At 44.5% G+C, this 25,793-nt stretch carries 18 protein-coding genes and 1 pseudogene; 10 read left to right on the top strand and 9 right to left on the bottom strand.

The window, feature by feature from the left end:
- Window positions 1-40 precede the first annotated feature (40 nt).
- Complete coding sequence (locus AACV32_RS14300; RefSeq protein WP_017048608.1) at window positions 41-1,672, bottom strand: methyl-accepting chemotaxis protein; 1,632 nt, start codon at window positions 1,670-1,672, stop codon at window positions 41-43.
- Between the two features lie 305 nt (window positions 1,673-1,977).
- Here AACV32_RS14300 and queD point away from each other — a divergent pair, with 305 nt between their 5' ends.
- The gene (gene queD / locus AACV32_RS14295) at window positions 1,978-2,337 is read left to right on the top strand and encodes a 6-carboxytetrahydropterin synthase QueD (RefSeq protein WP_010320709.1); all 360 of its coding nucleotides are present in this window, start codon (window positions 1,978-1,980) and stop codon (window positions 2,335-2,337) included.
- 117 nt (window positions 2,338-2,454) lie between these two features.
- Here queD and AACV32_RS14290 read toward each other — a convergent pair whose 3' ends face one another.
- Window positions 2,455-3,654 (bottom strand): HNH endonuclease signature motif containing protein, encoded by a 1,200-nt coding sequence (locus tag AACV32_RS14290; RefSeq protein WP_064625287.1) that lies wholly within the window; start codon window positions 3,652-3,654, stop codon window positions 2,455-2,457.
- 620 nt (window positions 3,655-4,274) lie between these two features.
- Here AACV32_RS14290 and AACV32_RS14285 point away from each other — a divergent pair.
- Window positions 4,275-8,012 (top strand): annotated as a pseudogene (locus tag AACV32_RS14285) (M66 family metalloprotease).
- Window positions 8,013-8,116: 104 nt separating this feature from the next.
- Here the strand turns inward: AACV32_RS14285 and AACV32_RS14280 are convergent.
- From AACV32_RS14280 to pabB, 4 genes are all read right to left on the bottom strand, one after another.
- Window positions 8,117-9,478, bottom strand: coding sequence for an L-serine ammonia-lyase (locus tag AACV32_RS14280; RefSeq protein ID WP_013856773.1), 1,362 nt, complete (start codon window positions 9,476-9,478; stop codon window positions 8,117-8,119).
- A gap of 101 nt (window positions 9,479-9,579) precedes the next feature.
- Window positions 9,580-10,833, bottom strand: a complete 1,254-nt coding sequence (locus AACV32_RS14275; protein WP_170895317.1) for an aromatic amino acid transport family protein — start codon at window positions 10,831-10,833, stop codon at window positions 9,580-9,582.
- A gap of 299 nt (window positions 10,834-11,132) precedes the next feature.
- A complete protein-coding gene (locus AACV32_RS14270; RefSeq protein WP_013856776.1) occupies window positions 11,133-11,762 on the bottom strand; it encodes a CoA pyrophosphatase in 630 nt (209 codons plus the stop codon).
- 65 nt (window positions 11,763-11,827) lie between these two features.
- Window positions 11,828-13,219: an aminodeoxychorismate synthase component I gene (pabB, locus tag AACV32_RS14265; RefSeq protein ID WP_013856777.1), complete on the bottom strand. Its 1,392-nt coding sequence runs from the start codon at window positions 13,217-13,219 to the stop codon at window positions 11,828-11,830.
- Window positions 13,220-13,395: 176 nt separating this feature from the next.
- On the opposite strand from pabB, the gene AACV32_RS14260 reads away from it, so the two are divergent.
- From AACV32_RS14260 to AACV32_RS14225, 8 genes are all read left to right on the top strand, one after another.
- Window positions 13,396-14,916: a fumarate hydratase gene (locus tag AACV32_RS14260; RefSeq protein WP_170895316.1), complete on the top strand. Its 1,521-nt coding sequence runs from the start codon at window positions 13,396-13,398 to the stop codon at window positions 14,914-14,916.
- 103 nt (window positions 14,917-15,019) lie between these two features.
- Complete coding sequence (locus AACV32_RS14255; RefSeq protein WP_010320694.1) at window positions 15,020-15,205, top strand: hypothetical protein; 186 nt, start codon at window positions 15,020-15,022, stop codon at window positions 15,203-15,205.
- Window positions 15,206-15,350: 145 nt separating this feature from the next.
- Window positions 15,351-16,730, top strand: a complete 1,380-nt coding sequence (locus AACV32_RS14250; RefSeq protein WP_170895315.1) for a YcjX family protein — start codon at window positions 15,351-15,353, stop codon at window positions 16,728-16,730.
- Entirely contained in the window at window positions 16,727-17,752 is a 1,026-nt protein-coding gene (locus AACV32_RS14245) for a YcjF family protein (RefSeq protein WP_170895314.1), read from the top strand. The genes AACV32_RS14250 and AACV32_RS14245 overlap by 4 nt, the downstream gene beginning before the upstream one ends.
- Window positions 17,753-17,874: 122 nt before the next feature.
- Window positions 17,875-19,419 carry a transcriptional regulator TyrR gene (tyrR, locus tag AACV32_RS14240; protein WP_170895313.1) on the top strand — a complete coding sequence of 515 codons (1,545 nt, stop codon included), beginning with the start codon at window positions 17,875-17,877 and terminating at the stop codon, window positions 19,417-19,419.
- A complete protein-coding gene (gene rimJ / locus AACV32_RS14235) occupies window positions 19,416-19,997 on the top strand; it encodes a ribosomal protein S5-alanine N-acetyltransferase (protein ID WP_170895312.1) in 582 nt (193 codons plus the stop codon). Before tyrR ends, rimJ begins: the two co-directional genes overlap by 4 nt.
- Before the next feature lie 65 nt (window positions 19,998-20,062).
- A complete protein-coding gene (locus AACV32_RS14230; protein WP_170895311.1) occupies window positions 20,063-20,536 on the top strand; it encodes a DUF2947 domain-containing protein in 474 nt (157 codons plus the stop codon).
- Window positions 20,537-20,677: 141 nt separating this feature from the next.
- Window positions 20,678-21,664 carry a GGDEF domain-containing protein gene (locus AACV32_RS14225; RefSeq protein WP_170895310.1) on the top strand — a complete coding sequence of 329 codons (987 nt, stop codon included), beginning with the start codon at window positions 20,678-20,680 and terminating at the stop codon, window positions 21,662-21,664.
- A 10-nt stretch (window positions 21,665-21,674) separates the two neighbouring features.
- Here AACV32_RS14225 and AACV32_RS14220 read toward each other — a convergent pair whose 3' ends face one another.
- From AACV32_RS14220 to AACV32_RS14210, 3 genes are all read right to left on the bottom strand, one after another.
- The gene (locus tag AACV32_RS14220) at window positions 21,675-22,529 is read right to left on the bottom strand and encodes an EamA family transporter (RefSeq protein ID WP_026028721.1); all 855 of its coding nucleotides are present in this window, start codon (window positions 22,527-22,529) and stop codon (window positions 21,675-21,677) included.
- Between the two features lie 142 nt (window positions 22,530-22,671).
- Complete coding sequence (gene alr, locus AACV32_RS14215; RefSeq protein ID WP_017044758.1) at window positions 22,672-23,895, bottom strand: alanine racemase; 1,224 nt, start codon at window positions 23,893-23,895, stop codon at window positions 22,672-22,674.
- Between the two features lie 54 nt (window positions 23,896-23,949).
- Window positions 23,950-25,581, bottom strand: coding sequence for a methyl-accepting chemotaxis protein (locus AACV32_RS14210; RefSeq protein ID WP_026028720.1), 1,632 nt, complete (start codon window positions 25,579-25,581; stop codon window positions 23,950-23,952).
- Between the last annotated feature and the right edge of the window lie 212 nt (window positions 25,582-25,793).

Genomic DNA, 25,793 nt, shown 5'->3' with positions numbered 1-25,793 from the left:
CAATGGCACATATTACCTGTCAATTCGTTCGCATCAACCTTTATTGTCGATTCGTGGCCGAATTCTTAGCAGAAAGCGTAAATTGATTCATCAATGTTTCTAAGCGCTGCGATAGCTGTTTTAAATTGACGCTGATTTCTCGGGTTTGCGTTGCCGATTGAGACGTATCATCAGCATGTCGAGTAATGACTTCGATCTTCCCTTGAATTTCTTGGCTGACTTGTGTGGTCGTTCGTGTTTGATCTTGAATATTGTTTGCATGATCAAGCACCTGCTGCATCTCTTGTACGGCATTACTCATTGCGGAAGATAAAACTTCGACTTCATTTGAACGTTGATGCGCATGTGAGCAAACCAAATCAACTGAGGCGAGCGATGTTTCACTGTCACGTTGGAATTGAGCTATGATTTTCTCAATGTTTCCAGTCGCTTCTGCTGTTCGTGAGGCGAGTTTTCGCACTTCATCGGCCACGACCGCAAAGCCTCTCCCTTGTTCACCCGCTCGTGCTGCTTCAATCGCCGCGTTTAAAGCCAGCAAATTAGTTTGTTCGGCGATACTTTTAATCGTTTCAAGAATGGAGGAAACCAGCCCTGTCTGATTATTAAGTTCAGAAATTTTATCTTTCACGGACTCGATATCGCTTACCAAACCTTTGATATCTGCGCTAGCTGTATGTGCTTGCTGTGCACTTTGTTGAGCGACATTAGCGGTATGTTTGATAAGCTTTGATGCATCAACGGTAGCTTGATTAACCGTCTGTTGTTGAGATTGCATCTCTTCAATATTGAGCTGAACGTCAGAGGTTTCACGCTGCTGATTTTTTGCCGCTTGGTTGGTTGTTTGTGCTACGTCGGTTAACTGGTTTGCTGAATCGGCAAGCGAATGAGAGGTCTCTTGCACTTTTGCCAAACTGTCCGAAACCGTGTCCATTAAAGAGTTGATGGAGACCGCGAGTTGTCCGAGTTCATCTTTTTTGGTGCTGATAAGTCGTTTTGATAAATCTTTGCTCTTACTGATTTCACACATGAATCGTGACGTATGCTGGATAGGGCGAACAATCATCTTGCGGATCAAAAAAAGCGTGATCATAAATCCGATAAAGGCAATGGAAGCCATAATAATAACGGCAATGACAGTGTGAGTACTGATCATTTGGTTTACATGGCTCAGGTTATATTCAAGACGAATAGCTCCTAAAACGGTTCCTTCTTCCGCCATATGACAAGATACGCAGTTTGTGCCTCGGTAATCTAGGCTTGATTTCATCGGTAAGGCGACGACCAATCCTTTCCCCCAGGAAGCATTGAATGGTTCAATGACGGTTTCCCCGGCCAGTGCGCGTTTATCTATCTCGTCCATTGGCTGTTGATTTTCTTTTCCAGGACCATAAAGTTTACTGACCGCCTCTGAACGTAACACTCGCACCTGTTCAATACCATCTTGCGCGAGTGCCTTTTGGCGCAAGGTCTCTTTCTGAGCCATGGTACCAGTCAACATCATCATATTGAGGCTATCAAAGTAGTTACTCGCTTTATCGTGTAACTGCTCGCTCAACACCGAATTGAGCAGGTCACGTTGTTGTATATATTGATAGCTGGTTGATACCGTTAATACAAAAGCAAAAACGGTGATGAGCGTAAGTAGCAATTTAGACGTAATTGTTGAGTTCATGATAATTTTATTATTATTGAGAGGATGACAGTGTAAATATAGCGTTAATATGCACTAGTGCAAAAGTTGTAGTCTTTGGAGTGTGACCCTATACATATTATAGGTTTAACAAATGTGATGTGGCACGTCATGATTCCCTATTAATGCTTAAAATATCACTCAAAGGCGTGGGATTTTCCGTTGTATCACCGTGATAAATTGTACTGCTTCATCTGTCTTGCAATGTAAACAAAGCTGTCTAGAAACTTGTTTCGTGAGTCTATATTCCTTAGTATTGCCTCTCTTTTAAAAGCTTGAGAACCAAGATGAAAACAGAATTATACAAAGAGTTTATGTTTGAAGCCGCGCATCGTTTACCTCATGTACCTGCAGGGCATAAGTGCGGCCGTTTACATGGGCACTCTTTTTTAGTTCGTCTGTATGTAGAAGGTGAGGTCGATCCTCATACTGGTTGGGTGATTGATTTTTCTGAAATTAAAGCGATATTTAAACCTATTTATGATCGTTTAGATCACTATTACTTGAATGACATTGAAGGGTTAGAGAACCCAACCAGTGAAGTGCTTGCGAAATGGATTTGGCAACAATTAAAGCCAAGCTTACCACTGCTCAGCAAAGTTGAAATTAAAGAAACCTGCACGGCGGGTTGTATTTATAAAGGCTAATACCAGCAGATAATTCCCAACAATAAACAATAAACAATAAACAATAAACAATAAACAATAAATAACAAGTAGATAGGCACTACTATCGCGCCTATCTACTTACCCAATATAAAGAGCCTAATGACCCCAAATTTGACTTACATATTCAGGATGATCGATATAGGGATTTCGGTTACCTTGAAATTGATAAACGGCGTCATTGCGCTGGCGTTCTTTAGCACTCACAGGATCTTCTTGGTGCCAACGCTTTAGCATCGCCAGAGCCCAAGCTTCAAAAACCACGGTACTAGTACCATCAAGTATGGCATCAGCGTTGTCAGTATTTCCTTGCCAGCTGCCGATACGGTTCTCGTAGCGGGTTGCTATGTAAAAATAGGCGCGCGCTAGATCGCCTTTAAATTCATCAATAGGCTCAAATACGGTGCCATTATAACCTAGCGTATTGCTTGCACTGCCAAGTTTTGAACCATTACTTGAGGTATAAGTGATATGACCAACTTCGCCAAATGGCCAGTTACTGCGTTTTGCATTAACAAAACCATCAGTGGCAAACAAGTGGTGACCGTCGGAATTCATTGGCTCAACGCTGCCCCCAAACCAACTTTTAGGAAATGAGTGTTCCCTATTGTAACAATCGCCTTCTCGTCGATACTGACCACACTGATCGCTGACTTTAGTAAAACTAACACTGTCGTTGTTGTCAGGTTTCTCAGAATAGATATCTAACATTGAACCGTCATTCTCATAGTAGTTATCTATGTCTGCATTTTGTAATAGTGTCCAAATTGCGGAATAACCGCGGCTATTATGATTCTTTATGATGTTGTATAAGGCCGTTTTTAGTTCAAAACCTGTTTTTCCTATCGCGGCTTGATAATAGTCATGGTTAGCGGGAGGTGTTGATTCACCAAGTAATAAGCTGTTTGATTGGTTGTATTGAAATTCTCCACCAGAGGCCAGTATTTCCGAGCCTTTGGCTAAGGAATAAAGACCATTGCCAGAGCCACAGCAAATACCATCACCATAACTGTCATGGATGGTGAATTGATATTCACCATCCGATAAGCATATTTCTTGGCTATAAGATGTGGAGTCTGAGTAATTATTACCCGCATAAATAACCTGTGAGAGGCTGTTTTTTATTTCCCAACTTGTTTCAGAAGCATATTGATCGGTGGTTAAATTCAGAGTCAGGTTGTGAGCGCGACATGTCACATGGCTTGATGGTTGCTCAGCGTTACTATTTTCTGTCTGCGCACTGGTAAGGGGAGAGCAAAGCAGTGCCAGTAGGGTAAGGTATGAAATTTTCGTTGTCATAATTTTCTCATTGGATAGTTAAATCGCAACTAAGATAACCATTTGCTCAGTCAATAAATTAAACCTATATCGCATTTTAATTTGTTATGTATGTGATGTTTCATTATTTATGCAGGAGATCTCACGTTCAGAAGGCTGTGCAAAAAGGTGTTCATAAAAACCTACGCAGTCTGCATATATACAATCTCTTTTCTTACCGCGACTGACACGCTGCCGTTTAGTCAATATCTGTGCGATAAAATTGCCAAAAAAGTTGATCGCTTAATCCTCTCAATGCTCATGAACAATCGTAATCATTCTCTTTCGGTGTGCGTGTTATATTCTTAAGTATCATTGTTTCTGATTGATTTTAATAAAATTATTTATTGTTTGTATGCATTTTTGTTGCACACTTTTTCGCGTGAATTCTCACTTTCAAGACGTCAACCTCATTGGGTTGGAACCCTTATCTCGTTACGGACATAGTGATTCTATCGAAATGAAATTAGGTAACTAATAATGAATCGGTAACCCAGTTGTCTATATCCGGAATCGATTGTTGCTTAACCAGCGCAGATTTCGTGGGTTGCTGCTGCTGAAATTCAGGCACGTCACTATAAACTAAAATGAGCAATCCAATGATGAATAAGAAACCATTAACGCTTCTGGTAGCAGGGCTACTGGGAAGCGCACCCGTTTGGGCGCAAAATGAGCTCACCTTGATCCAGATCGGGGAAAAAATCGTCGAGCGGTTAGAATCGATGAAAGCGACCGCCGAACGTGGAGAAGGGGTGTTTGAACGCAACGGTGAGCGTTGGATCCACTATAAAGGCTTCGATTATCGGCTTAGTTACAAAAATGATCTGCAATTCCCCTTTATACCTTATCAAAGTGGCGATGATACGCCTTATCGCAATGTGATCGATTTTGTCGATCAGAGTTGGGAATTCATGGTGTACGACGGCGGTTTTTATCTGATGAGCCGCGAATTTGGTGTTTACGAATCGGACGAGCAAGGCTGCTTTGTGGAATACATTCCTGCGGCACACGGGTCTAAGCGCGCCGATGGTAGCTACATCTGGCAACGTGATGTCATCTATCGTACCGAAACCTCTGATTGTGGTGCGTTAGTGAAGCCAGAGATTACCTCGTTAACCGTCTCGAGCCTGTCTGATGTCGGTGTGTCATTTGACTGGCTTGGGCAAAATGAAGCCGATAAGACTCAGCTCACCTTAACCAATTTGAGTGATGCGAAGGATGTTCGCCGCTATGATTCGGTTTCTGCGGGCTTTTTTATCGGTGACCTTAAGCCAGGCATATCATATGAGATGGTGTTGAACTCGTGTAATTCAGTGGATTGTGCTGAGCCCAAGGTAGTGCGCTTTACTACTCAAGATGCTCGAGTCGGTTTTGCCGATGAAATCCCAACCCCGAACCATTTGCAAGGCAGTTTAGAGGGTGGGTTGGGCATTACTCAAACCCATACATCAGTCGCGCCGAATAGCAATGAGTTAACTGGTCAAGGTCATTTGGACGTGATCATGAACCGTGAAGCGATGCTGCTGTTTACCCCGCAATAAGGGGAAGAAATTAACCAAGTTCGCGCCGAAGTGTTCCTCGATGGCGAATTAGTTCACAGCGCATTGATGCTACCACCGAGTGCATTAGCAGCCTCGGATCAGCCGGACAATGGTCGTATGAAGGTGGTGTTATCTCATCACGCTTGGTCACTGCAGCTGCAATGGAATTGGATGAAGCCGGAGCTCTCACTGCGCTTGACCGACAACTTAGGCCGTGAAGGTGTGCTCAGCCAAGGAGACATCCAGTTTGGTGGTGCGCCTGAGTTGGTGATTCAAAATATCGACATGGGCATGCTGACTCAACCGCGTAACCGCAATACGATGATTCAAAATCTTCCAACTTTGGCCGCGGATTATTTCCAAAAAATACCCGCGTCTAAATTGGTGATGGCTGACTACACTCCTGCCTATTTTCCTGTTGTCACTATGCCAAATGGTGTGGTGTACACCGATAAGAGTGCGAGTACGGGTGGTTGGCACAGCGGCGATATGCGTGAAGCGATCGGTAAAGCGTTGGTCTCTACAGGTGTTAACAACGCCAACGTCGGCATTGTGAGTAGTGCGGGTTATTCGCAGCAATACAACCGCCGCTACAACCACATTACCGCACACACCAACGTCGGGGTGTATACCAAAGAAGGTACAGATTTAGCTCAAGTTGTGGTTCATGGCGGCAGTGGCGGTGGCGGTAAAGTAACCCTGCAAAATACTACCGGCAATGAATGGTCCCATGAACTGGGCCATAACTATGGGCTTGGCCACTACCCATATATGGCGTCGATTCACGATATGGAATCTGGCTGGGGTTGGGATGCGTTCCAGCAACGCTTTATTGGTAACTTACACTGGAAAGGCGACGTTTACACCCAACAGCAAGGTGACGATATTGTACCGCCGTTTAAAGATGCGTTCCGTTTCCTGCGTGATGCGCAAAATGGCGGTGAACAAGAGTACGTTGGCACCATCAGCCGCTTTACCTTGGAGCATCCGGCTCAGTCACGCAAAGCACAGCGTTGGATGAACAACGGTTTTAACCTTGATAGCAACAGCCCAAGCGGTTATGTGCAGTGGGATCAGAGTACCCAACGTTATGAAGCGGTAGAAACCGATACACCGAAACCGCAGCAAGTGGGCGTACCCGTAGTTACTTTATTGGGGATTTATGATCCGCAGAATGAGAACCCTAGCCAAATCTATCCTCTGATTTACTCGAATTATGGCAACGTGTTTGAGCTGCCACAGCCAGAGCAAGGGGATTATCAGTTGGAAGGTTGGCAAGCGGTGGCGAACCTAACTCAGGCACTGCTCGATAGCGATATTTGGCAAACAATACGCATAGATGGTGAGCAGCAACGTTTGTGTAAGTTTACTTTTCAAGCGGCCAATGGCGATAGATCGCAGTTTGTCGGTGGGATTGAACCCAGTACCGATCGTTGTTCTGTTGGACGCGATGTGACATGGAACATCAACGTGAACATGACTTCTGCACAAGGCGAGTATGAATTGCTTTCCAAGTATGGTCGCGGAATGGTGACCTACACACCGATGGGCGATGTCGGTGAAGTGAGCCTATGTACACTCAATAAGTCTGGAAATGATCACGATGGAGCTGGATTTGTCGTCGGTAATCACTGTGAACAGGTTGCAGGTGTGATGCATAAAAATGGCCAAACGTGGCGCTATGCCATTCGTGGCGATGAAGTGTTGCGTCCTACTTACCAGGTTCAGGGCCAGTGTCAGTTGGATGTTGAATTTGCAGATGAGATCCGCGAACAGGTGCTATTGAGTGCTTCTCGCCACGCTGGCAATGAAAGTAACAAGTTCCACGTTAACTTATCGATGGAGAATGGAGTACCAACTCAAGTGAGTTTGCACTGTTCGGATCGCGGTGGTGAAACAGAACTGACTCGAATGACGCCAGATCAGAACCCGCCGCTGGATAAGCTCAAAGGCCCAATCATCATTGGCCAAGAGTACGGTTACAGCCAAGTGGTCGATATGACACCAACCTTCGCGCAGAATGAAACTCTGTTGAACACGGATTTTGCAACGATCGCTGAGTTTGATGCTTTTGTGGCCGAACACTATGGGCGTGGCGCTCTAAACAATGGCGTGACGAAAGCGGAGCGCCGAGCGGGGGCATTGTATGTCCACCCGAACCCAGAAACGGGCATGCGTGATTACTTTGTAATGCGTATGGTAGATGCTGGCGCATTCCCGGCCGATCAAACCAGTAATCAAGGTTGGAAATACCTAGGTTCGGCAGATCGCTATGTGAACTTTGCTTTCAACCCAATCAAGCTCAATAGAGCGGCTGGTGTGAGCATTGAAGCGCGTGTACAAAGCTACTTTGGTGTATCTCGCTTATTGACATGGGATGAGCGTACCTCAACCACTTTGGATAAGGCGCAAAATGCGGTGTTTGTTGGGCAAATTGATGGTGAAAACCATTACTTTATCCAAAAACGCCCAGGAGAGGGGGAAGCTTTCCCGGTGCTCGGAGAGTCAAACCTAGATTGGGTTTACCTTGGCAGCGACAGCACCATTCAAGCTTACCTTGCGGAATTAAATCGTGATTTAGCAAGCTTTGAACGTTCGTTACTGGAGTGGTATCAACAAGATGCGATGGGCGTGTGGGGCAGTGATGGCCAGCGTGGCCAAGTGAACGATATTTATCAATACGCTTTCCGTGGCGGCTATCATTATTACCGCTTGAAAGTGACTAAGTACGGTTATTTCCCTTACCCAACCGATCCCAATCCAACCAACAGTAGCTGGGAATATCTCGGTCAGTTTTAAGTTCCTCACGGGATCGTGAGGTAAAGTCGTAAAATGCGCCACTCGCTGTTAAGCGAGTGGCGTTAAGTTTTAATGAACGAGGTTTTTAAATAGGTAGGTGCTCGTTAGCAAACGACTTTAATCGCTAAACCACCTTGGGACGTTTCACGATATTTGGCGTTCATATCTTTACCTGTCTCAAGCATGGTTTCGATCACTTTATCAAGCGAAACACGAGGTGCCGATGAGCGGCGTAGCGCCATCCGCGTTGCGTTGATCGCTTTCACTGCAGCAATACCATTGCGCTCGATACAAGGCACTTGTACTTGTCCCGCGACAGGGTCACAGGTTAAGCCCAAGTTATGTTCCATCGCAATTTCAGCGGCCATGCAAACTTGTTCAGGGCTTCCACCCATCAGTTCTGCAAGGCCCGCGGCTGCCATCGAACAGGCAACACCTACTTCACCTTGACAACCCACTTCCGCACCAGAAATAGAAGCGTTACGTTTGTAAAGCCCACCGATAGCGCCAGAGGCGGCAAAGTAACGGATATAGTCTTTTTCAGTAACGGTCTGAATGAATTTATCGTAATAGGCTAACACTGCAGGAATAATACCGCATGCGCCATTAGTAGGTGCTGTCACCACACGCCCACCCGCGGCATTTTCTTCGTTCACTGCAAAAGCGTACATGTTTACCCAGTCAACGACCGCCATTGGATCGTTAGTGGTTTTTTCTGAGGTCATTAACTGTTGACGAAGTGCTGCTGCTCGGCGTGGAACACGAAGAGGCCCTGGTAAGATACCTTCAGTATTCATACCGCGGTCCATACATTCGCGCATGGTTTTCCAAATATTGGCAAAGTAAGTACGAACTTCTTCATCAGAATGCAGTGCTTTTTCGTTAGCCATAACCAGCGTACTGATGGAAAGACCACTCTCTTTGCATTGGTTCATCATCTCGTCAGCGCTAGTGAAGACATAAGGAACTTTAATTGGGTTCTCTTTTTCTTTACCAAAGTTCTCTTCATCAACGATAAAACCACCGCCGATAGAGTAGTAGGTTTTTGAGTAAACGACTTCATCATCGATCCACGCGTGGATCTGCATGCCGTTTTCGTGCAAGGACAAATTCGTTTTGTGGAAATTCATTCCACCTTCTTTAGGAAACGATACGGTATGACAGTGCATACCAACGGGAAGACGCTCGGTTTCTTCAACGCGTGCGATAAAGCCTGGAATAGCATCGATATCCACTTTCTCAGGGGTATTACCAGCAAGACCCATGATGATAGCGATATCTGTGTGGTGACCTTTCCCTGTCAGTGATAATGAACCATAAACGTCCACGGTGATTTTAGTGATGTCGCGCAATTTTCCCATTGAACGTAAATCATCAATAAACTCTTTACCCGCTTTCATTGGTCCCACAGTGTGTGAGCTTGAAGGACCAACACCGATTTTATAGATATCAAATACACTAATCATATCGATTACCTCAAAAGTAAGCCCCCCTAGCTAAGAGGGAGGCTCATTATTATAGTTATGTTCTGTATGCAGTATTCATGACGGTTGATATAACCACCAGATTAAAGAGCGCCGTAGATTACAGAAGTAATAGCAGCAAGACCACAGATAGTTGTGAAAATCTGTACTGGTGCTGAAGTCTTGAACTTCGCCATTGCAGGAACCTTGTGCATTGCAAATACGGGCAGTAGGAACAAGATGCCAGCAATCATCGGTGCGCCCATGGTTTCAATCATGCCTAGGATGCTTGGGTTTACAATCGTTACGATCCAAGTTGTCAACACGATGAAGATCAGTGACATTTTTTCAATCTTGCTTACTGAGCTATTTGAGCGAGATTTAATCAAACCAACTAGGCCTTCATGTGCCCCTAAAAAGTGACCAAAGTAGCTAGAGGTAATCGCTGCAAAGGCAACAAGAGGACCCATGTAAGAGATGATTGGTGATTCATGGATGTTTGCTAGGTAGGAAAGCACAGAAATGTTTTGCTCTTTTGCTAACGCGAGTTGCTCTGGCGACAGAGACAGCACAACAGAGAACACGAAGAACATCACAAAACCCATCAGCATCATGGCCGAGCCACCAGTGATCATATCGGTTTTCTTAACCGCGTTGTCACCATGTTGTAGGCGTTGCTCTTTAGAGAACTGGCTAATGATTGGGCTGTGGTTGAATGAAAACACGATGATAGGAATTGCAAGCCAAACGATGGTTGGCATCGCAGACCAATCAGGTGCAACTTCAATCATAGAGGTGTTCCACTCTGGAATAAGGTAGAAAGAAAGTGCTAATAAAATGAAAACCAATGGATACACCATGGCAGACGTTGCTTTGAGCATCAGCTCCTTACCAAATACTACGCCAGCCGTCATTGCCACAATCAGCGCACCAGAAAGTAACCAACGAGGAATCGATTCCATGCCAACTTGGTTAACAAGGAAGGAATCAACGGTGTTTGTGATACCAACGCCGTAGATAAGAACGATAGGGTAGATGGCGAAAAAGTATGCGAACGTAATAAGGTTTGCGCCAGTTTTACCAAAATGCTCTTCTACTGTGTCAGTAATATCAGAATCAACATTTTTTGAAGAAAGAACAAAGCGAGCTAAGCCTTTATGTGCGAACCAAGTCATTGGCGCGGCAATTAGGGCTAACATTACTAATGGCCAAAAACCACCCGCACCAGCTTTAATTGGAAGGAAAAGTACACCGGCACCAACGGCTGTACCAAAAAGTGAAAGACACCAAGTGAAATCTTTATAAGTCCACTTGCTAGAGGATTGTACGGCAGATGCCGACGAAGTTGTTGTGTTCATATTATATTACTCATTTTTGGGAACAGGAAATAAGTCGAGCGCATTTTGCATAATTTTCTCATTCGAAAACTAGATCTAAATCATGTAACGTTCTGGCTTATTGAATGATATGTCAAAAACCCATTTTTGATCACGAAAATGGCGTGCTACATGTGATTAATGTTAATGATTTGGATTAGTAAAAGTTATCAATATAATGCTTCGATTAACATTTATTCATGCCAAACGTTTGCTTTTGGGCGTGATAAGGAAAAATAATCATCCGTGTTATTTAAACTTATGGTTGAATAGTTTGAATATTAATGAGGTTGAATAACTTGTTTTTGCAAAACATGAATGATCTGCGCTGTCATCCCCCAAATAAAATGATGTTGATAAGGGATGGCGAAAACGCGATGTCGTTGATTTTTTACTTGAAATAATTCGCTATAGAGTTTGTTTCGATCAAACAGATGGTGGGCGGGAACTTCAAATATTTCGTCCACTTCATTGGTATCAATAATAGCTTTGTAATTGGGGTTGATAAAAGCAAGAAAGGGCGTCACTACAAATTTACTGACGGTAACCAATTCAGGCAGTTGCCCAAAAATAGTGATGTCGTTTGCTAGAATTCCAATTTCTTCTCTTACTTCACGAAGCGCAGTGATCTGCAGTGAGCCATCGACTTCCTCATATTTCCCGCCAGGAAAACTGATTTGTCCCGGATGATGTTTAAGGTGCGCAGCTCTTTTGGTTAATACCACATTTAAACCATTCTGCCGCTCAACAAAACCAATTAACACTGAAGCCTTGCGTAAGGTTTGAGGAGCAAGGTGTGCCACACGACGGATAGATTCTTCATGATAAGGCACAGGTTGTTGCAACTGAAAGCGCTGGATAAGCCGATCTTTTGTCAAGGGGGTCGCAGTCTGTACGCTGTTTCTCTTCATTTTCGTTACCTACTCGAATTTTGCGTCTATCTCTTTTTAGCCTAGTTCAATAAACCTTGGAAAGGTTAACGAGAATGTTCAAGCACAGGTAAAATGCGGCTCAGTTTATCCAGTGTCTCCTGATATTCAAGCTCACACTGACTATCGGCAACAATACCGCCACCAGCCCAAACGTGCAGTTGTTTCTTCTCTGCCACCAAAGTTCGGATAGCAATACTGCTGTCCATTGTCCCGTGGCGGCTAATATAGCCGATGCTGCCACAGTAAGCGCTACGGCGGTGAGGCTCTAACTCCTCAATAATTTCCATTGCACGTACTTTTGGTGCGCCAGTAATTGAGCCTCCGGGGAAGCTGGCTCTTAATAGATCGGCCGCGCAATAGGCAGAATCAAGTTCTGCGCGAATGGTACTTACAAGGTGATGCACGGCAGGAAAACTTTCAATATCGAACAGCTTAGGCACATGTACAGACCCCGGTTTTGCCACACGGCCAACATCGTTTCGTAATAGGTCAACGATCATCAAGTTTTCTGCTTGATCTTTTTCTGCGCAAGCAAGGTCTGCCGCGTTAGCGGCGTCAATGCTGGGGTTATCGCTTCTTGGTCGGGTGCCTTTTATCGGCTTAGTTTCGATGATGTTGTGTTTGACCTGCATAAAACGTTCGGGAGAGACACTCAAAATCGCTGACTCTTCTAAGCGAATAAAAGCCGAAAATGGTGCGCAATTAAACGCTTCCAGTTTTTGATAAGCTTGCCATTCACTGCCTTCATAATGGGCTTGAAAACGCTGTGCAAGGTTGATTTGATAACAATCACCACTGAGCAAATAGCGCTGGATTTGCTCAAATTTCCGTTGGTAGCTCTCTTTACTCATGTTGGATTGCCAATCAGAGCGTAATACAAAATCGTCGTTATTTTTTGAACTCTGAGCATTGAGCCATTGCCATGCTTCATCAATATGATTGCCCACCACGTAGGCGGCTTGGTGCAAATGATCAACGACCACAGCCCATTGATAGAGACCAATCGCCATATCAGGTGTGGATAGATCGTGCTCAGCGAGCGTTGGAATTCGTTCTATCTGCCGCCCTAAGTCATAGGCAAAATAACCGAGTGCACCGCCCACGAAAGGAAGGTCTACATCGCTTTGAACATCGGGCAAATACTGCTGCTGCAACTGTTTGAGCAGTTGGAATGGGTCGACCTGAGAGTCATAACGAGACTGCGGTTCGCATACCGTCGTTTTATCCCCTTGTGTCACTAAGGTGACCAGTGGTTCAGCGACTAAAATATCAAAACGGCTATCTATATGCGTCTTAGAGGCGGAGCGCAACAGCATAGCCCACGGGCAGTCTTCGATTTTAGAAAACAATTGGTGGGCGAGATCGACATGGTAAGTCAGTGCGTTAACTTGGATATGATTGAATTCGTTGTTGTTCATTTGCGTAATTTGTGACAAAGAGACCGATCACTGCATGGCGTGTTGAGTAAAGCAAGAGTATCATAAAATGCAAATTAAAAGCTGCTACTTGATTGAATCACATCAATAAGTTGATTTTTTGCTGAGAAGCTTACCGCTTATTGAATGAGGAACACGCAACAGTCAAGGGAAGCATAACAATAACGAGGCACGCAATGACGGTAATTCGCAAGCAGGATGTGATCAGCAGTGTCGCTGACGCTCTTCAATATATCTCTTACTACCACCCTCTGGACTTCATTCAAGCACTAGAAAAGGCTTATCATCGAGAAGAGAGTCAAGCTGCGAAAGATGCGATCGCACAAATTCTCATTAACTCGCGCATGTCAGCAGAAGGGCATCGACCCATTTGCCAAGATACCGGCATCGTAACCTGTTTTGTCAACATTGGTATGAATGTGCAATGGGAGTCTGATCTCACGGTGCAAGAAATGATTGATGAAGGAGTTCGTCAAGCGTACACCAATCCAGATAACCCATTGCGCGCTTCTATATTAATGGATCCTGCTGGTAAGCGTATTAATACTAAAGACAATACGCCTGCTGTCGTTCATATCAATATGGTGCCAGGAAATAAAGTCGACATTCAAATCGCAGCCAAAGGCGGCGGCAGTGAGAACAAAACCAAGATGGTAATGCTCAATCCTTCCGATGACATTGCTGAATGGGTAGAAAAAACCGTACCCTTGATGGGGGCGGGTTGGTGCCCTCCGGGTATGCTCGGCATTGGTATTGGCGGCACCGCGGAAAAGGCGGCTGTGCTTGCTAAAGAATCACTGATGGAGCATATCGATATTCAAGAACTGATTGATCGTGGTCCACAAAATGCGGAAGAAGAACTGCGTTTAGATATTTTTAACCGCGTGAATCGTTTAGGCATTGGTGCGCAAGGGCTTGGTGGCTTAACCACCGTTGTGGATGTAAAAATCAAAACAGCGCCGACTCACGCCGCGTCTAAACCTGTTTGTATGATCCCTAACTGCGCGGCGACCCGCCATGTTCACTTTACGCTAGACGGCACGGGCCCTGCTGAACTTACACCACCAAAGCTAGAAGATTGGCCAAAAATTGTGTGGGACGCAGGAGCAAGCGCGCGCCGCGTCAACCTTGATGCGGTCACTAAAGAAGAGGTTCAAGAGTGGAAAACCGGTGAAACACTGCTTCTTTCCGGTAAGATTTTAACGGGCCGCGATGCCGCACATAAACGACTCCAAGCAATGTTGCAAAATGGCGAAGGGCTGCCTAAAGGTGTCGATCTTAAAGGTAAATTTATCTATTACGTTGGCCCCGTTGATGCGGTGGGTGATGAAGTTGTTGGTCCAGCAGGCCCGACCACATCGACTCGCATGGACAAATTTACCGACATGATGCTTGATGAAACGGGCATTATGGGGATGATAGGCAAAGCAGAGCGTGGCCCTGCGACGGTGGAGTCAATCAAAAACCACAAAGCGGTCTACTTGATGGCGGTGGGTGGCGCGGCTTACTTAGTGGCGAAAGCGATTAAGAAAGCACGCGTGGTGGCATTCGAAGATTTAGGTATGGAAGCCATTTATGAATTCGAAGTTGAAGACATGCCAGTCACGGTTGCGGTGGACTCGCGTGGCGCGAATGCTCACCAAATAGGCCCGGACACATGGAAAGTGAAGATTGCCGAAGCTCAAAAGAAAGCTTAATCTGATCTCATCGCGTTCTCACGATAACTGCAGCTTAGGCTGCAGTTATCGTCTATAAATCAGTAGATAATTGAAATGCTCATTTGCAAAACTAGGAGGGTAGATGCCTCGTTTTATTAAAATATTACAAATTATTATCGCTATTGTGGTTGGGGTTTTCCTCGGCTATGACCTTATTCTACATGGCATCAGCATCTTCGATGATAAGTACGTCACAATCACCTGCGTTTTATGGGTGATGCTTGAGGCTGCATTGTTTGTGATTTATAAATTAATAGAAGATGATTGAGCCGATGTGAGCGGCTCAACACAGAACAGCGAATTTTTTGGCCAAAAAAGCCTAAGCCTCTGATTCTCGTCAGGGGCTTTTTGTTCATCTCTGATTAAGATGAATACACATAAAATAGCGTCATCAAATGAAGTGGAGTGAGTGAATGAAGCACATTCGTCGAGAAATGACTGATTTAATTAACCGTGGATTAGATTCGCACGTTCGAATTGCTGTCACGGGGTTATCGCGAGCGGGGAAAACGGCTTTTATTACCTCCTTAGTGAACCAATTACTGCACACCTCTACCCATGATAATTTACCGCTATTTTCCGCAACGCGTGACCGACGCATTGTGGGTGCAAAACGTGTCCCTCAAACTAACTTAATGGTTCCACGCTTTGCTTACGATGAAGCGATGTCACAGTTACACAGCGAACCGCCACATTGGCCTGTGCCCACTCGTGACGTCAGCGAAATTCGCCTAGCGATCAAATACAAACCTAAAAAGCGCAGTAAAAAATTATTTGGTCACACGGCCACACTTTATCTCGATATTATCGACTATCCGGGTGAATGGCTGTTGGATCTGCCTCTGCTCGACATGACCTATGAACAGTGGTCAGAACAGCAGTTTTCAGCGCTAAGTGAGCTACGTTCCTCATTAGCCGAGCCGTGGCTTGAAGGGTTAGCTAAACTTGATGTAACACAAGACGCCAATGAGCAAAAGCTTGCTTCACTGTCGATGCTGTTTACGGAGTATTTGCACGCGTGTAAAAATGCCGGTTTGCATTGGGTGCAACCGGGGCGTTTTGTGTTGCCGGGAGAGCTAGAAGGTGCGCCTGTTCTGCAATTTTTCCCATGCCGTAATCCGTACGGTGAAGACAAGCCTGCTCCCAATAGTAATTACAGCATGTTAAAAGCACGCTATGAAGAATACCAAAACAAGGTTGTGAAAGCTTTTTACAAAAATTATTTTGCCACGTTTGATCGGCAGATTGTGTTAGTCGATTGCTTATCTCCACTCAATGACGGCTACGACTCCTTTTTGGATATGCGTCGTGCGCTTGAACAGATTATGCATAGCTTTCGTTATGGTCGTAATGGTTTACTCAAGCGTCTGTTTGCACCCAAGATAGACAAAGTGCTGTTTGCCGCAACCAAAGCAGATCATGTCACCCCTGAACAACACCCGCATTTGGTGTCGTTACTGCAGCAGATGGTCCATCCTGCTTGGCAAAGCGCCGCCTATGAAAATATTGAGATGAGTTGCATCAGTATGGCATCGATACAGGCCACACAAGCGGGTTTTATTGATAGCGGTGAGCGCACCATTCCAGCCTTACAAGGTGTGACTCTCGATGGCGAAACTTTGACCATTTTTCCCGGCGATGTGCCGAAAAAGTTACCTAACAAAGAGTATTGGCACCATCAAGGGTTTGAATTCACCAGTTTTAAACCAAGAGCATTTAGCTGTGATGAACCTTGCCCTCATATCCGTTTAGATAAAGCGTTGGAATATTTAATTGGAGATAAGCTGAAATGAGTGATTTAAAAACCAAGCAAATCTTTAATCAAAGATTAGAACCACAACAGAAGAGTACGCCAGAGCTTACGGCTCAACAGCAATTTCAAAATAATGAAGCCTTCATTCCAATGCCGATCAGCAATGAAGAGAGTGCTGCGGAAAAAGAGTTGGAGCAAATCATTCGTCCACCACAAGGTCGGAAATGGCGAGCTGCGGCATTAGTTATAAGCTTTGCAGGTTTAATCGGTTGGCAAGCTATCGATTCAGTTATCACGGCGATTCAATCAGCGGACTGGTTAGCATTAGGCTGGGCGGGATTTATTGCTGGTTTGGCATCGTTAGGCTTAAGTACCTTAATCAAAGAGTTGTGGAAGTTACGAGCACTTCGCCATCATTTTAGTATTCAAGAGCAAAGCGAACAGCTTATGCAAACCGACAGCGTTGGTCATGGGCTCGCGTTCTGCCAAGCTCTAGCTAAACAAAGTGGCATAAAAACCGAAAGCCCAGCCTATGATCGATGGTTAAACAGCGTCAATGCTTCACACAGCGATGCTGAAATACTCGATATGTACGATGCTATGGTGGTGAGTGAACAAGATAAACAAGCAACCAAAATCGTCTCACAATATTCAACAGAAGCGGCAGCACTAGTGGCAATTAGCCCTTTAGCCATCGCAGATATGTTGTTAGTGGCATGGCGTAATTTCACTATGATTGATCAACTGGCAAAACTGTATGGAGTGCCATTGGGTTACTGGTCTCGTCTCTCTTTATTTAAGTCAGTATTGGTTAATATGGCAGCGGCAGGTGCCAGCGAACTCGCCATCGATGCCAGCATGGATCTCCTTTCTATGGATTTAGCCGGAAAAGTATCCGCGCGGGCAGGGCAAGGTTTAGGAGTGGGAATATTGACCGCTCGTCTTGGTTTGAAAGCCATGGCACTGCTCAGGCCGATGACATGGCAGCCAGACAGAAAAGTAAAATTAGGGGCGATTCGCAAACAGATCGTCGCAAGAATCGCCGCGCTTACGGTGAAATAAGCAACATTTATCAAATAATATGCCCGAATGTGAACCTCAAAACATGAGATAACTTGACGCCATACAAGGCTTGATAGAAACTACTGTCAACTTTTCCTGACACTTTTTATTAGGATTTTTAAGTGCGTCTTGAAGTCTCTTGTGAAGATAGACTCGGCCTAACCCGAGAACTGCTCGATATTCTTGCATCGAGAAACATTGATTTGCGTGGGATTGAAATCGATGTCATCGGCATTATTTACCTCAACTGCCCTGACATTGATTTTGAAACATTCAGTGAATTGATGGCTGAAATTCGCCGAATTTCTGGCGTAAAAGATGTTCGGAAAATTCAATTCATGCCCATGGAGCGGCATAATACCGAGTTAATTTCATTACTCAACAACGTGCCTGATGCTGTGCTGGCGATTGATCTGAAAGGGTTTGTTGATATGGCAAACTATTCAGCATTATCGCTGTTTAACAAAACAGAGAAAGAGGTGATAGGGCAGCCCATTTCGGCATTATTACCTTTCTTTAACCTATCACGCTGGCTTGAAGGCAACAAAGCACGACAACGTGAGGAGATCGTGCACGATGGTCTCGATTATCTGATGGAGATGATGCCTGTTTATATTACGGGTGAGTCGAAAGAATCCACCTTGGCGAGTACCATGATGATGATTCGTTCTAAAAGCCCTAGCGGCGCCGTCGATGATGCTTTGCCCTTACACAATAACCTTGGTTTTGAACATTTTGTCGGAGTTTCTAACCGCCATAAAGCGCTCATTAGCCAAGCTAAGAAGCTGTCAATGCTTGATCAACCTTTGCTTATAGAAGGCGAAACCGGAACGGGTAAAGAGATGTTGGCCAAGGCTTGCCATAACCGCTCTCACCGTGCCTCCTTTCCTTTCTTAGTTCTGAGTTGTGCTTCAATGCCGGATGATGTTGCGGAAACGGAGTTGTTTGGTCATGCGCCAGGGTCATTTAATCATCAACAAGGCCATAAAGGTATTTTTGAACAGGCGAATGGTGGCACTGTTTTTCTCGATGAAATCGGGGAGATGAGCCCTCATTTACAAATTAAACTACTGCGCTTCTTGCAAGATGGTACATTCCGCCGCGTTGGTGAGGAGCATGAAGTTCATGTTAATGTTCGTGTGATTGCCTCGACGCGTCACAAGTTGGCAGATTTAGCCGAATCAGGCGCATTTCGTGAAGATCTTTTTTATCGTCTGAATGTGTTAACTCTCCGTATTCCTACTTTGCGTGAGCGGTCTAACGACATTCAGCCATTGCTTGAACTGTTCGTGGCGAAACACATTAAGAAAATGGGTATGGCCAAACCACTACTAGCGGAAGATTTGGCGGATCAGCTCTCTCATTACCAATGGCCAGGCAACGTACGACAGTTGGACAACATGGTGCTCAGGGCGCTAACGGAGATGTCTGATAATCAGTTAACCGTGGATCTCTTCCATCTGCCGCAGCTTGAAACCGTTCATACTGGCAATACTCATGTCAATCTTGATGGCTCATTAGATGACATCATGAAAGAGTATGAATCTCAAATTTTGGAACGTTTATATCAGTCTTTCCCTTCAAGCCGTAAGTTGGCTAAGCGTTTAAACGTATCACACACCTCTATCGCCAATAAGCTACGCGACTACGGAATTAGGAAAAATTGATGCAGTCATGCAGCACCTTGTCCCAAGTGTATGAAGTGGACAATGATATTTTAGTGCGAACCGCAAAACTTGAAGATGCGGAGATGATCGCCGCCTATTTTACGAGTAATCGTGAACATTTACGGCCTTGGGAACCTAAGCGAGAAGCGGCGTTTTTTGAGGCTCACGGGTGGGCACAGCGGCTGATTAAACTTGGTGAGCTGCATAAAATGCAATTAGGCTATTATTTGCTCATCATCGATATTAACAGTGGTGACATGCTTGGCACCATTTCGTTTAGTAACCTCTCACGCTTTCCATTTTATGCTTGTAATCTCGGCTATTCGTTAGCGAAGAATGCACAAGGTAAAGGCATCATGGGCCGTGCATTAAAAATGGCGTGCCACTACATGTTTAAGGTACAAAACCTACACCGTATCATGGCTAGTTATATGCCAATCAACAAACGCAGTGAAGCGGTGTTGATGAAAATGGGCTTTCAGGCCGAAGGTCACGCTAAAAATTATTTGCTCATTGATGGCCAATGGGAAGATCACAACCTAACAGCATTGGTTAATGCTGATTGGCGTCCAAGCTAATGGGTTATCGTTTTAAAAGTAAAGCGGCTATATTCACAAGTCAGCTAAAACATTAAGGAAATTCAATGTCGTATTTGCCTTTGGATCAATACCAAAGAAAATGGATTTTCACTCACCAATCAATGCCAGTTCCTGAGCAAGATCTGGTGCATATTAAACCCATGTCTCAAGCCAGAGCGGCTCAGTTTTGGCTGGAAAATATCAGTGCTCAAAGCCCAGATTCAGAGAGGTTAAGTTCTCAAGATTGGCCTTGTAAAGCAGGCAGTTGGATTAATGAAATCAGTTGGATGAAAGAATGGGAAAGTGACGATGAATCATTACCCGTTGATATTTTGGCCCATATTGATTGGCAAAATGACGTGACCGTTTATTTTTGTTATGAAAAGTACAATATTATCGAAACCCAATGGTCGGTATTTAAAAAATACTGGAAAAATTTCTTATTTTACGATGATGGACCAATCTTATTGGGGCGTCGCCGTGCTCAAGCGTTATGGTTTGGTTCAAATGGCAAAGTCAAATTGGGTAATAGAAAGTAACGAATAAACGAATAAAGAGCAGCTCAGGCTGCTTTTTATTCGTTCTACAGTACTCGAGAGTTATTTAATTGATACAAACTTTATAACATCACGCTATCCATTCTTTCCTATACTGATCATAAGAGATGTTCGGGAGGGCGCATGGACGATAAAATTCTCCAATCTGTTGTTGAAATTACGGGGCAGAAAAATGCGGTGTCATTGGGTTATTGTGTCATCAGCGCTCTAGTCGAGATGTTGCCTCTGAAATCGGCCTGCTTAGAACATTATATTGGACCTCACTCCTATGTCATTGCAAAAGCTACTATCTGTAGCCGTATACCTGGAAAATTTGAGATTAACTGGGAATATGAGGGCGAGACGGCTCCAAGTTATGAACATAACCATTCTGATATCGAGCCCAAAATAGAAGATTTAGGTACAAACGGATACCATTGCATTTACCCTATTGCGATCAACGATAGTTTTTCTGCTAGGTTGTCTCTGATTCTAAAAGTTCCGCCCAAACAATATCGAATGCTTATTGAAGGCTTTGTTAAAATTTACCAAAATTACGTTTTATTATTGCATGAAAATGAGCGTGACAAACTGACAGGGTTGTTGAATCGAAGGACGTTAGAGGATAGGTTGCGCCTTAGCTTTGATGTGCTTCCTGAAACGGCGACAGTAGGCTCAGTGATGCCTTGGGTTGCCATCATTGATCTCGACCATTTTAAACGGATCAATGATAATTTTGGCCATCTGATTGGCGATGAAGTTTTGCTCTTGGTGGCTCAGCAAATGCAGAATTTTTTTCTTAATCAAGAACAACTGTTTCGGTTTGGAGGAGAAGAGTTCGTCATTATTTTTCCTGCCAGTGAGTATGAGGTCGTGCTAAACAGAACCGAGAGGTTTAGACAGCACATAGAGCAGTTTCGTTTTCCTCAGGTTCAACATATCACGCTTAGCATTGGTATCTGCTCTATCTCGCCAAGAGAATATCTCTCAACGATTCTAGATAGAGCAGACAAAGCACTCTACTTCGCCAAAAACCACAGCCGCAATCAAGTACAATGTTATGAAGACTTGTTGCGTAGCGGTGTATTCATTGAAAACGAAGAGGGGGACAGTAGTGCCGAACTATTTTGAACGGTTCACCTTATTTCTTCGCCGATAGCGTGCTACCCATTGAGGCAGTGATGATCATCGTAATGGCGATCCATTGCGTTAAGCTTAATTGTTCTTGAAGAATAATTAATCCAGCTAATGCGGCGATGGCGGGCTCTAAGCTCATTAACACACTAAAGTGTTGTGTAGACAAACGCTTTAAAGCCGACATTTCTAGGCAATAAGGTACGGCGCTTGAAAGAATCGCGACAGATAACGCCATAGGCAGTATTGACCACGTAAAAATAGACGCCTCTGATAATACAACGCCGATTGGAAACGCAAACAGGGCCGCAATCGTCATTCCTATCGCAACGGTTGCGCCTCCAGAACCGACACTCCCCGCCCTTTGACCAAACCATATGTAGGCTGCCCAGCATCCGCCGGCCGCTAAAGCCAGTGCAACGCCAATCGGATCAAGTGCATCGACACCCGTTAGATCGGGCAATAAAAAAACAATGCCCAGAATAGCAAGCGCAACCCAAATCAGATCTTTTTTGCGTTTAGATGAGAGAAATGCAATGAGTAATGGCCCAGAAAACTCCAACGCAACCCCAATACCAAGAGGAATTCGTTCAATAGCAAAATAGAACATCAGTTGCATTCCACCTAGGCTTGCTCCGTAAATGATCATTGAGCGCCATTGTGAAAGAGAAAGTCGTAACTGCCATGGGCGAAAAATCATTAACAGTATTAATGCAGAGAGACCAACGCGCAGTGCAATTGTTCCACCTGGGCCAACAATAGGAAATAACTGCTTGGCTAGTGACGCGCCAGATTGAATGGTGGTCATGGCCAAAAGTAGAGTTAACACAGCCAAGAATATAGGGGATTTAATCGGTCGCATGCGCATCCATATGAAATAAAAGGAACGGGCCGATTATGCCTGAAAAATAAAGGGGTTAATAGGAACAACGAGCGGTGAATTAAAAGGGTATACCGTGAGTGCAAAACACTCACGGACCAAAAGATAAATAAGTGGGCTTGGCTTAGTGGATGTAGAAACGAGGGTTTGCCGTTCCCCAAATCGTATACAGTTCAGGGAATATGAGCTCTGCATTTTCTTCCAGCTCACTGACAGTGATTCGGCCTTGTTTTTGCGCGCCAAACAAGGTGACTTCCTGATTAGGAAGGACGCCTTTCACATCGGTTACGTCAACCAATGTGGTGTTCATTGAGGTTACTCCAACCACCTTTGCTCGTTGACCGTTAATCAATACGTCACTGCGATTGCCCATTTTTCTTGGGTAACCATCTGAATAGCCAACAGGCAGGTTCGCCAAAACACTCTCTTTGGTTACGCGGTATGTACTGTCATAGCCAACGGTGCTTCCTTTAGGAAGATGATGCAATGACGCAATACGTGTTTTGAATGAGACGATTGACGGATATTCCGGGTTAGTTGGTAAGTCGCCATATAGGACGCCGCCAGGACGTACCATATCAAGTTGTGCTTCCGGTACATTGAGAGCAGTGTAGGAGTTGGCAACATGCAAAATCAGTTCATCGCGTTTTAGGTTTGCTTGCTGAATCAACCAAGCTGAATTGGTATTAAAACTGGCCAACTTGCTGCGGATTTCGTCTGGGTTGTAATTGGGGAAATGCGTCATTATCCCAACAATTTGTATGCCACTTTGAGTAGCAATCGCAATCGATTCTTGTTTTCCTGCATCGGTTGACATATCGATACCATTGCGTCCCATACCGCCATCATTTAATGCCAAATGTACTCTTATCGTTTTACCTTTTTGCTGGCTTAGCTGAGCGAGTTGCTCAGCTTGTATTTTACTACCGATTAGCTCTTCGATATCTAACTCGACACTTTGTGCGATTTCATCAATGCTCGCAGAGCGAACACGCATCAACTGGCCTTTAAACCCGCTCTCACGTACGGCTCTAGCCTCTGCATTACTGGTAATTGCGATACAAGGGATCCCTTGCGCGAGAATAGTTGGCATTAAACCGCGAATACCGTTGCCGTAAGCATCAGCCTTCATCACGGCGCAAATTTTAGTTTGGCTGTTGATGTGGCTCTTAAACTGCTCAATATTTTGTTTGAATTGGCCAAGATCGATCTCAAGCCAAGTATTGGATTGCTGAATTTCTTGTATAGAAGGCTCACTGACGTTAAGGCTTAAAGGTGCAGAAGTCGCTGAAAAAGAGGGTAAAGCCATGGCAATTGACAGTGTAAGAAAAGAGGCTTTGAAATTCATTCTATCTCCTAGGTAAGTAAAAACAAGAAAGCCCCGTTAGGGGCTGACTCTATTTTAGTTAAGTTTGAAACGCCCCATTGCGTCTTGCAATGTGACCGATAATTGACTGAGTTCGTGGCAAGCTTGCGCCGTTTGTTCTGAACCCTGCGCGACTTCTTGTGAAGCCGTATGGATATTTTCAATGTTGCGGCTTAGTTCATCGGCAACGGAATCTTGTTCACTACAAGCACTGGCGATTTGTGTTCCCATATCCGCAATTTGAGCTACTGAGTTTTCAATTGAAACCATCAATTGCTGCGAGTGGGTTCCTTGAACGACGCAAGAGTCAATGCTGACGCGCGAACGTTCGGTTGCTTCTTTTGCTTCGCCTGCCATGGTTTGTAATTTTTCAATAATGGTTGTGATTTCGCCAGTTGAAGCTTGAGTTCTTCCCGCAAGGGTGCGCACTTCATCGGCAACAACAGCAAAGCCTCGGCCAGATTCACCAGCGCGGGCTGCTTCAATCGCAGCGTTCAGTGCCAATAGGTTTGTTTGCTCAGCGATGTTACGAATAACGTCAAGTACCACGTTAATTTGTGTGGATTGTTGTTCTAAATTTGCAACGGTTTCGCCAGCCTGACCAATAATTGTAGCCACTTGTTGAATGGAGCTCACCATCGCGGCATTGTCTGTCGCACCCTCTTTGGCTTTAGTGTTGGCACTACTTGCTTGTGATGCTGAGTCTTCCGTGTTGCGTGCTACATCGGCCACTGCGGCTTTCATTTGCGTCATCGCTGTTGCGACTTGTGTGATCTGATATTGCTGCTCTTTCATACCTTGAGCTGAGATATTGGAGATTTGACTCATCTCTTCCACAGCACTACTCAGTTGTGTTACAGCGGAGATGATCTCCTCGATCAGTTGACGTAAATTGTTCTGCATCTTTTGTGAGGCATCGGCAAGTTCACCTAATTCGTCATTGCCAATAGCATTACGATCGATCTGTTTTGCTAAGTTACCTTCTGCAATCGCGTTTGCTTGGTCAACAACTAATCGTAAAGGTCCACAAATTATGCGAGTCAAGAAGAGGGTGATAATGACCATGACGACGATAATGGAAACATTACTGATACTTGATGAAGTGTTCAGTGTGTCAACTGCTTTAAGAATATAGCTTTTGTTGCCATCCATTGCTTTTTGCAAGATACCAATCAGCGTTTTTATGTCGGCTTCAATATGACGAAAATTATCGAGAGATTGGTTTAGCAGTTTATGCGCACTATTTTTGTCATTGTTCGCTAAAGCCTGATTAAACTGAGTCATGATCGTTGTGTAACTATCCCAATTAGCCATCAAACTCTTGAATGTTTGCTCCTCTTCTCCTGGCCAAACACTTTTTCCATACTGTTTTAAACCTGCATCAACCTCTTGTTGTAATTGACGGCTAGTCACTAGGCGTTGTTTCACTTCGTTTATATCATCGGTGAGCAAGGAAGCAAACTGCGTACGACGCCAATAGGAAAGTTTATCTCCCATAGAATCTACGTGTTGTAGTGCAGGCAGTGTATCGTCGGCAAAATTCACCAACTGACTTTTGACTTCTTGGAGTTCGCTATATAAAAACCAAGCGAAGAGGATGTTGATTAAAGCGATGAGGCTAAATGAGCCTGCAATTTTCTGTCTGATGGATAGATTTTTTAAAAACATGAATGAGTTACCTTTGATTGTTTTTGTCAAAAGTCGCTTGAGCGAACAACATCCATTTACCGACAATGTGATCTACATCCTAATTGGTCGCGGATATTATCATGTTATCTATAAATTGACGATACCTATACTATTAAAGTAGCAGATGTTTGATTGTGCAAAGATAAAACGATTGATTAATTTTAATGATGTGAGGGTGGTTGATTATTGGT

Source organism: Vibrio sp. B7 (assembly GCF_963888765.1).
GTDB classification, from domain to species: Bacteria; Pseudomonadota; Gammaproteobacteria; order Enterobacterales; family Vibrionaceae; genus Vibrio; species Vibrio anguillarum.
This window is presented reverse-complemented; position numbering and strand designations above follow the sequence as displayed.

What these genes read in the sequence shown, in the direction of transcription:
- AACV32_RS14270 (WP_013856776.1), bottom strand. Translation starts at nt 11,762, where the DNA reads ATGAAGAGAAACAGCGTACAGACTGCGACCCCCTTGACAAAAGATCGG.
- AACV32_RS14225 (WP_170895310.1), top strand. Translation starts at nt 20,678, where the DNA reads ATGGACGATAAAATTCTCCAATCTGTTGTTGAAATTACGGGGCAGAAA.
- AACV32_RS14220 (WP_026028721.1), bottom strand. Translation starts at nt 22,529, where the DNA reads ATGCGACCGATTAAATCCCCTATATTCTTGGCTGTGTTAACTCTACTT.
- queD (WP_010320709.1), top strand. Translation starts at nt 1,978, where the DNA reads ATGAAAACAGAATTATACAAAGAGTTTATGTTTGAAGCCGCGCATCGT.
- AACV32_RS14230 (WP_170895311.1), top strand. Translation starts at nt 20,063, where the DNA reads ATGTCGTATTTGCCTTTGGATCAATACCAAAGAAAATGGATTTTCACT.
- AACV32_RS14245 (WP_170895314.1), top strand. Translation starts at nt 16,727, where the DNA reads ATGAGTGATTTAAAAACCAAGCAAATCTTTAATCAAAGATTAGAACCA.
- AACV32_RS14260 (WP_170895316.1), top strand. Translation starts at nt 13,396, where the DNA reads ATGACGGTAATTCGCAAGCAGGATGTGATCAGCAGTGTCGCTGACGCT.
- AACV32_RS14210 (WP_026028720.1), bottom strand. Translation starts at nt 25,581, where the DNA reads ATGTTTTTAAAAAATCTATCCATCAGACAGAAAATTGCAGGCTCATTT.
- AACV32_RS14275 (WP_170895317.1), bottom strand. Translation starts at nt 10,833, where the DNA reads ATGAACACAACAACTTCGTCGGCATCTGCCGTACAATCCTCTAGCAAG.
- AACV32_RS14290 (WP_064625287.1), bottom strand. Translation starts at nt 3,654, where the DNA reads ATGACAACGAAAATTTCATACCTTACCCTACTGGCACTGCTTTGCTCT.
- AACV32_RS14250 (WP_170895315.1), top strand. Translation starts at nt 15,351, where the DNA reads ATGAAGCACATTCGTCGAGAAATGACTGATTTAATTAACCGTGGATTA.
- AACV32_RS14255 (WP_010320694.1), top strand. Translation starts at nt 15,020, where the DNA reads ATGCCTCGTTTTATTAAAATATTACAAATTATTATCGCTATTGTGGTT.
- alr (WP_017044758.1), bottom strand. Translation starts at nt 23,895, where the DNA reads ATGAATTTCAAAGCCTCTTTTCTTACACTGTCAATTGCCATGGCTTTA.
- AACV32_RS14280 (WP_013856773.1), bottom strand. Translation starts at nt 9,478, where the DNA reads ATGATTAGTGTATTTGATATCTATAAAATCGGTGTTGGTCCTTCAAGC.
- AACV32_RS14300 (WP_017048608.1), bottom strand. Translation starts at nt 1,672, where the DNA reads ATGAACTCAACAATTACGTCTAAATTGCTACTTACGCTCATCACCGTT.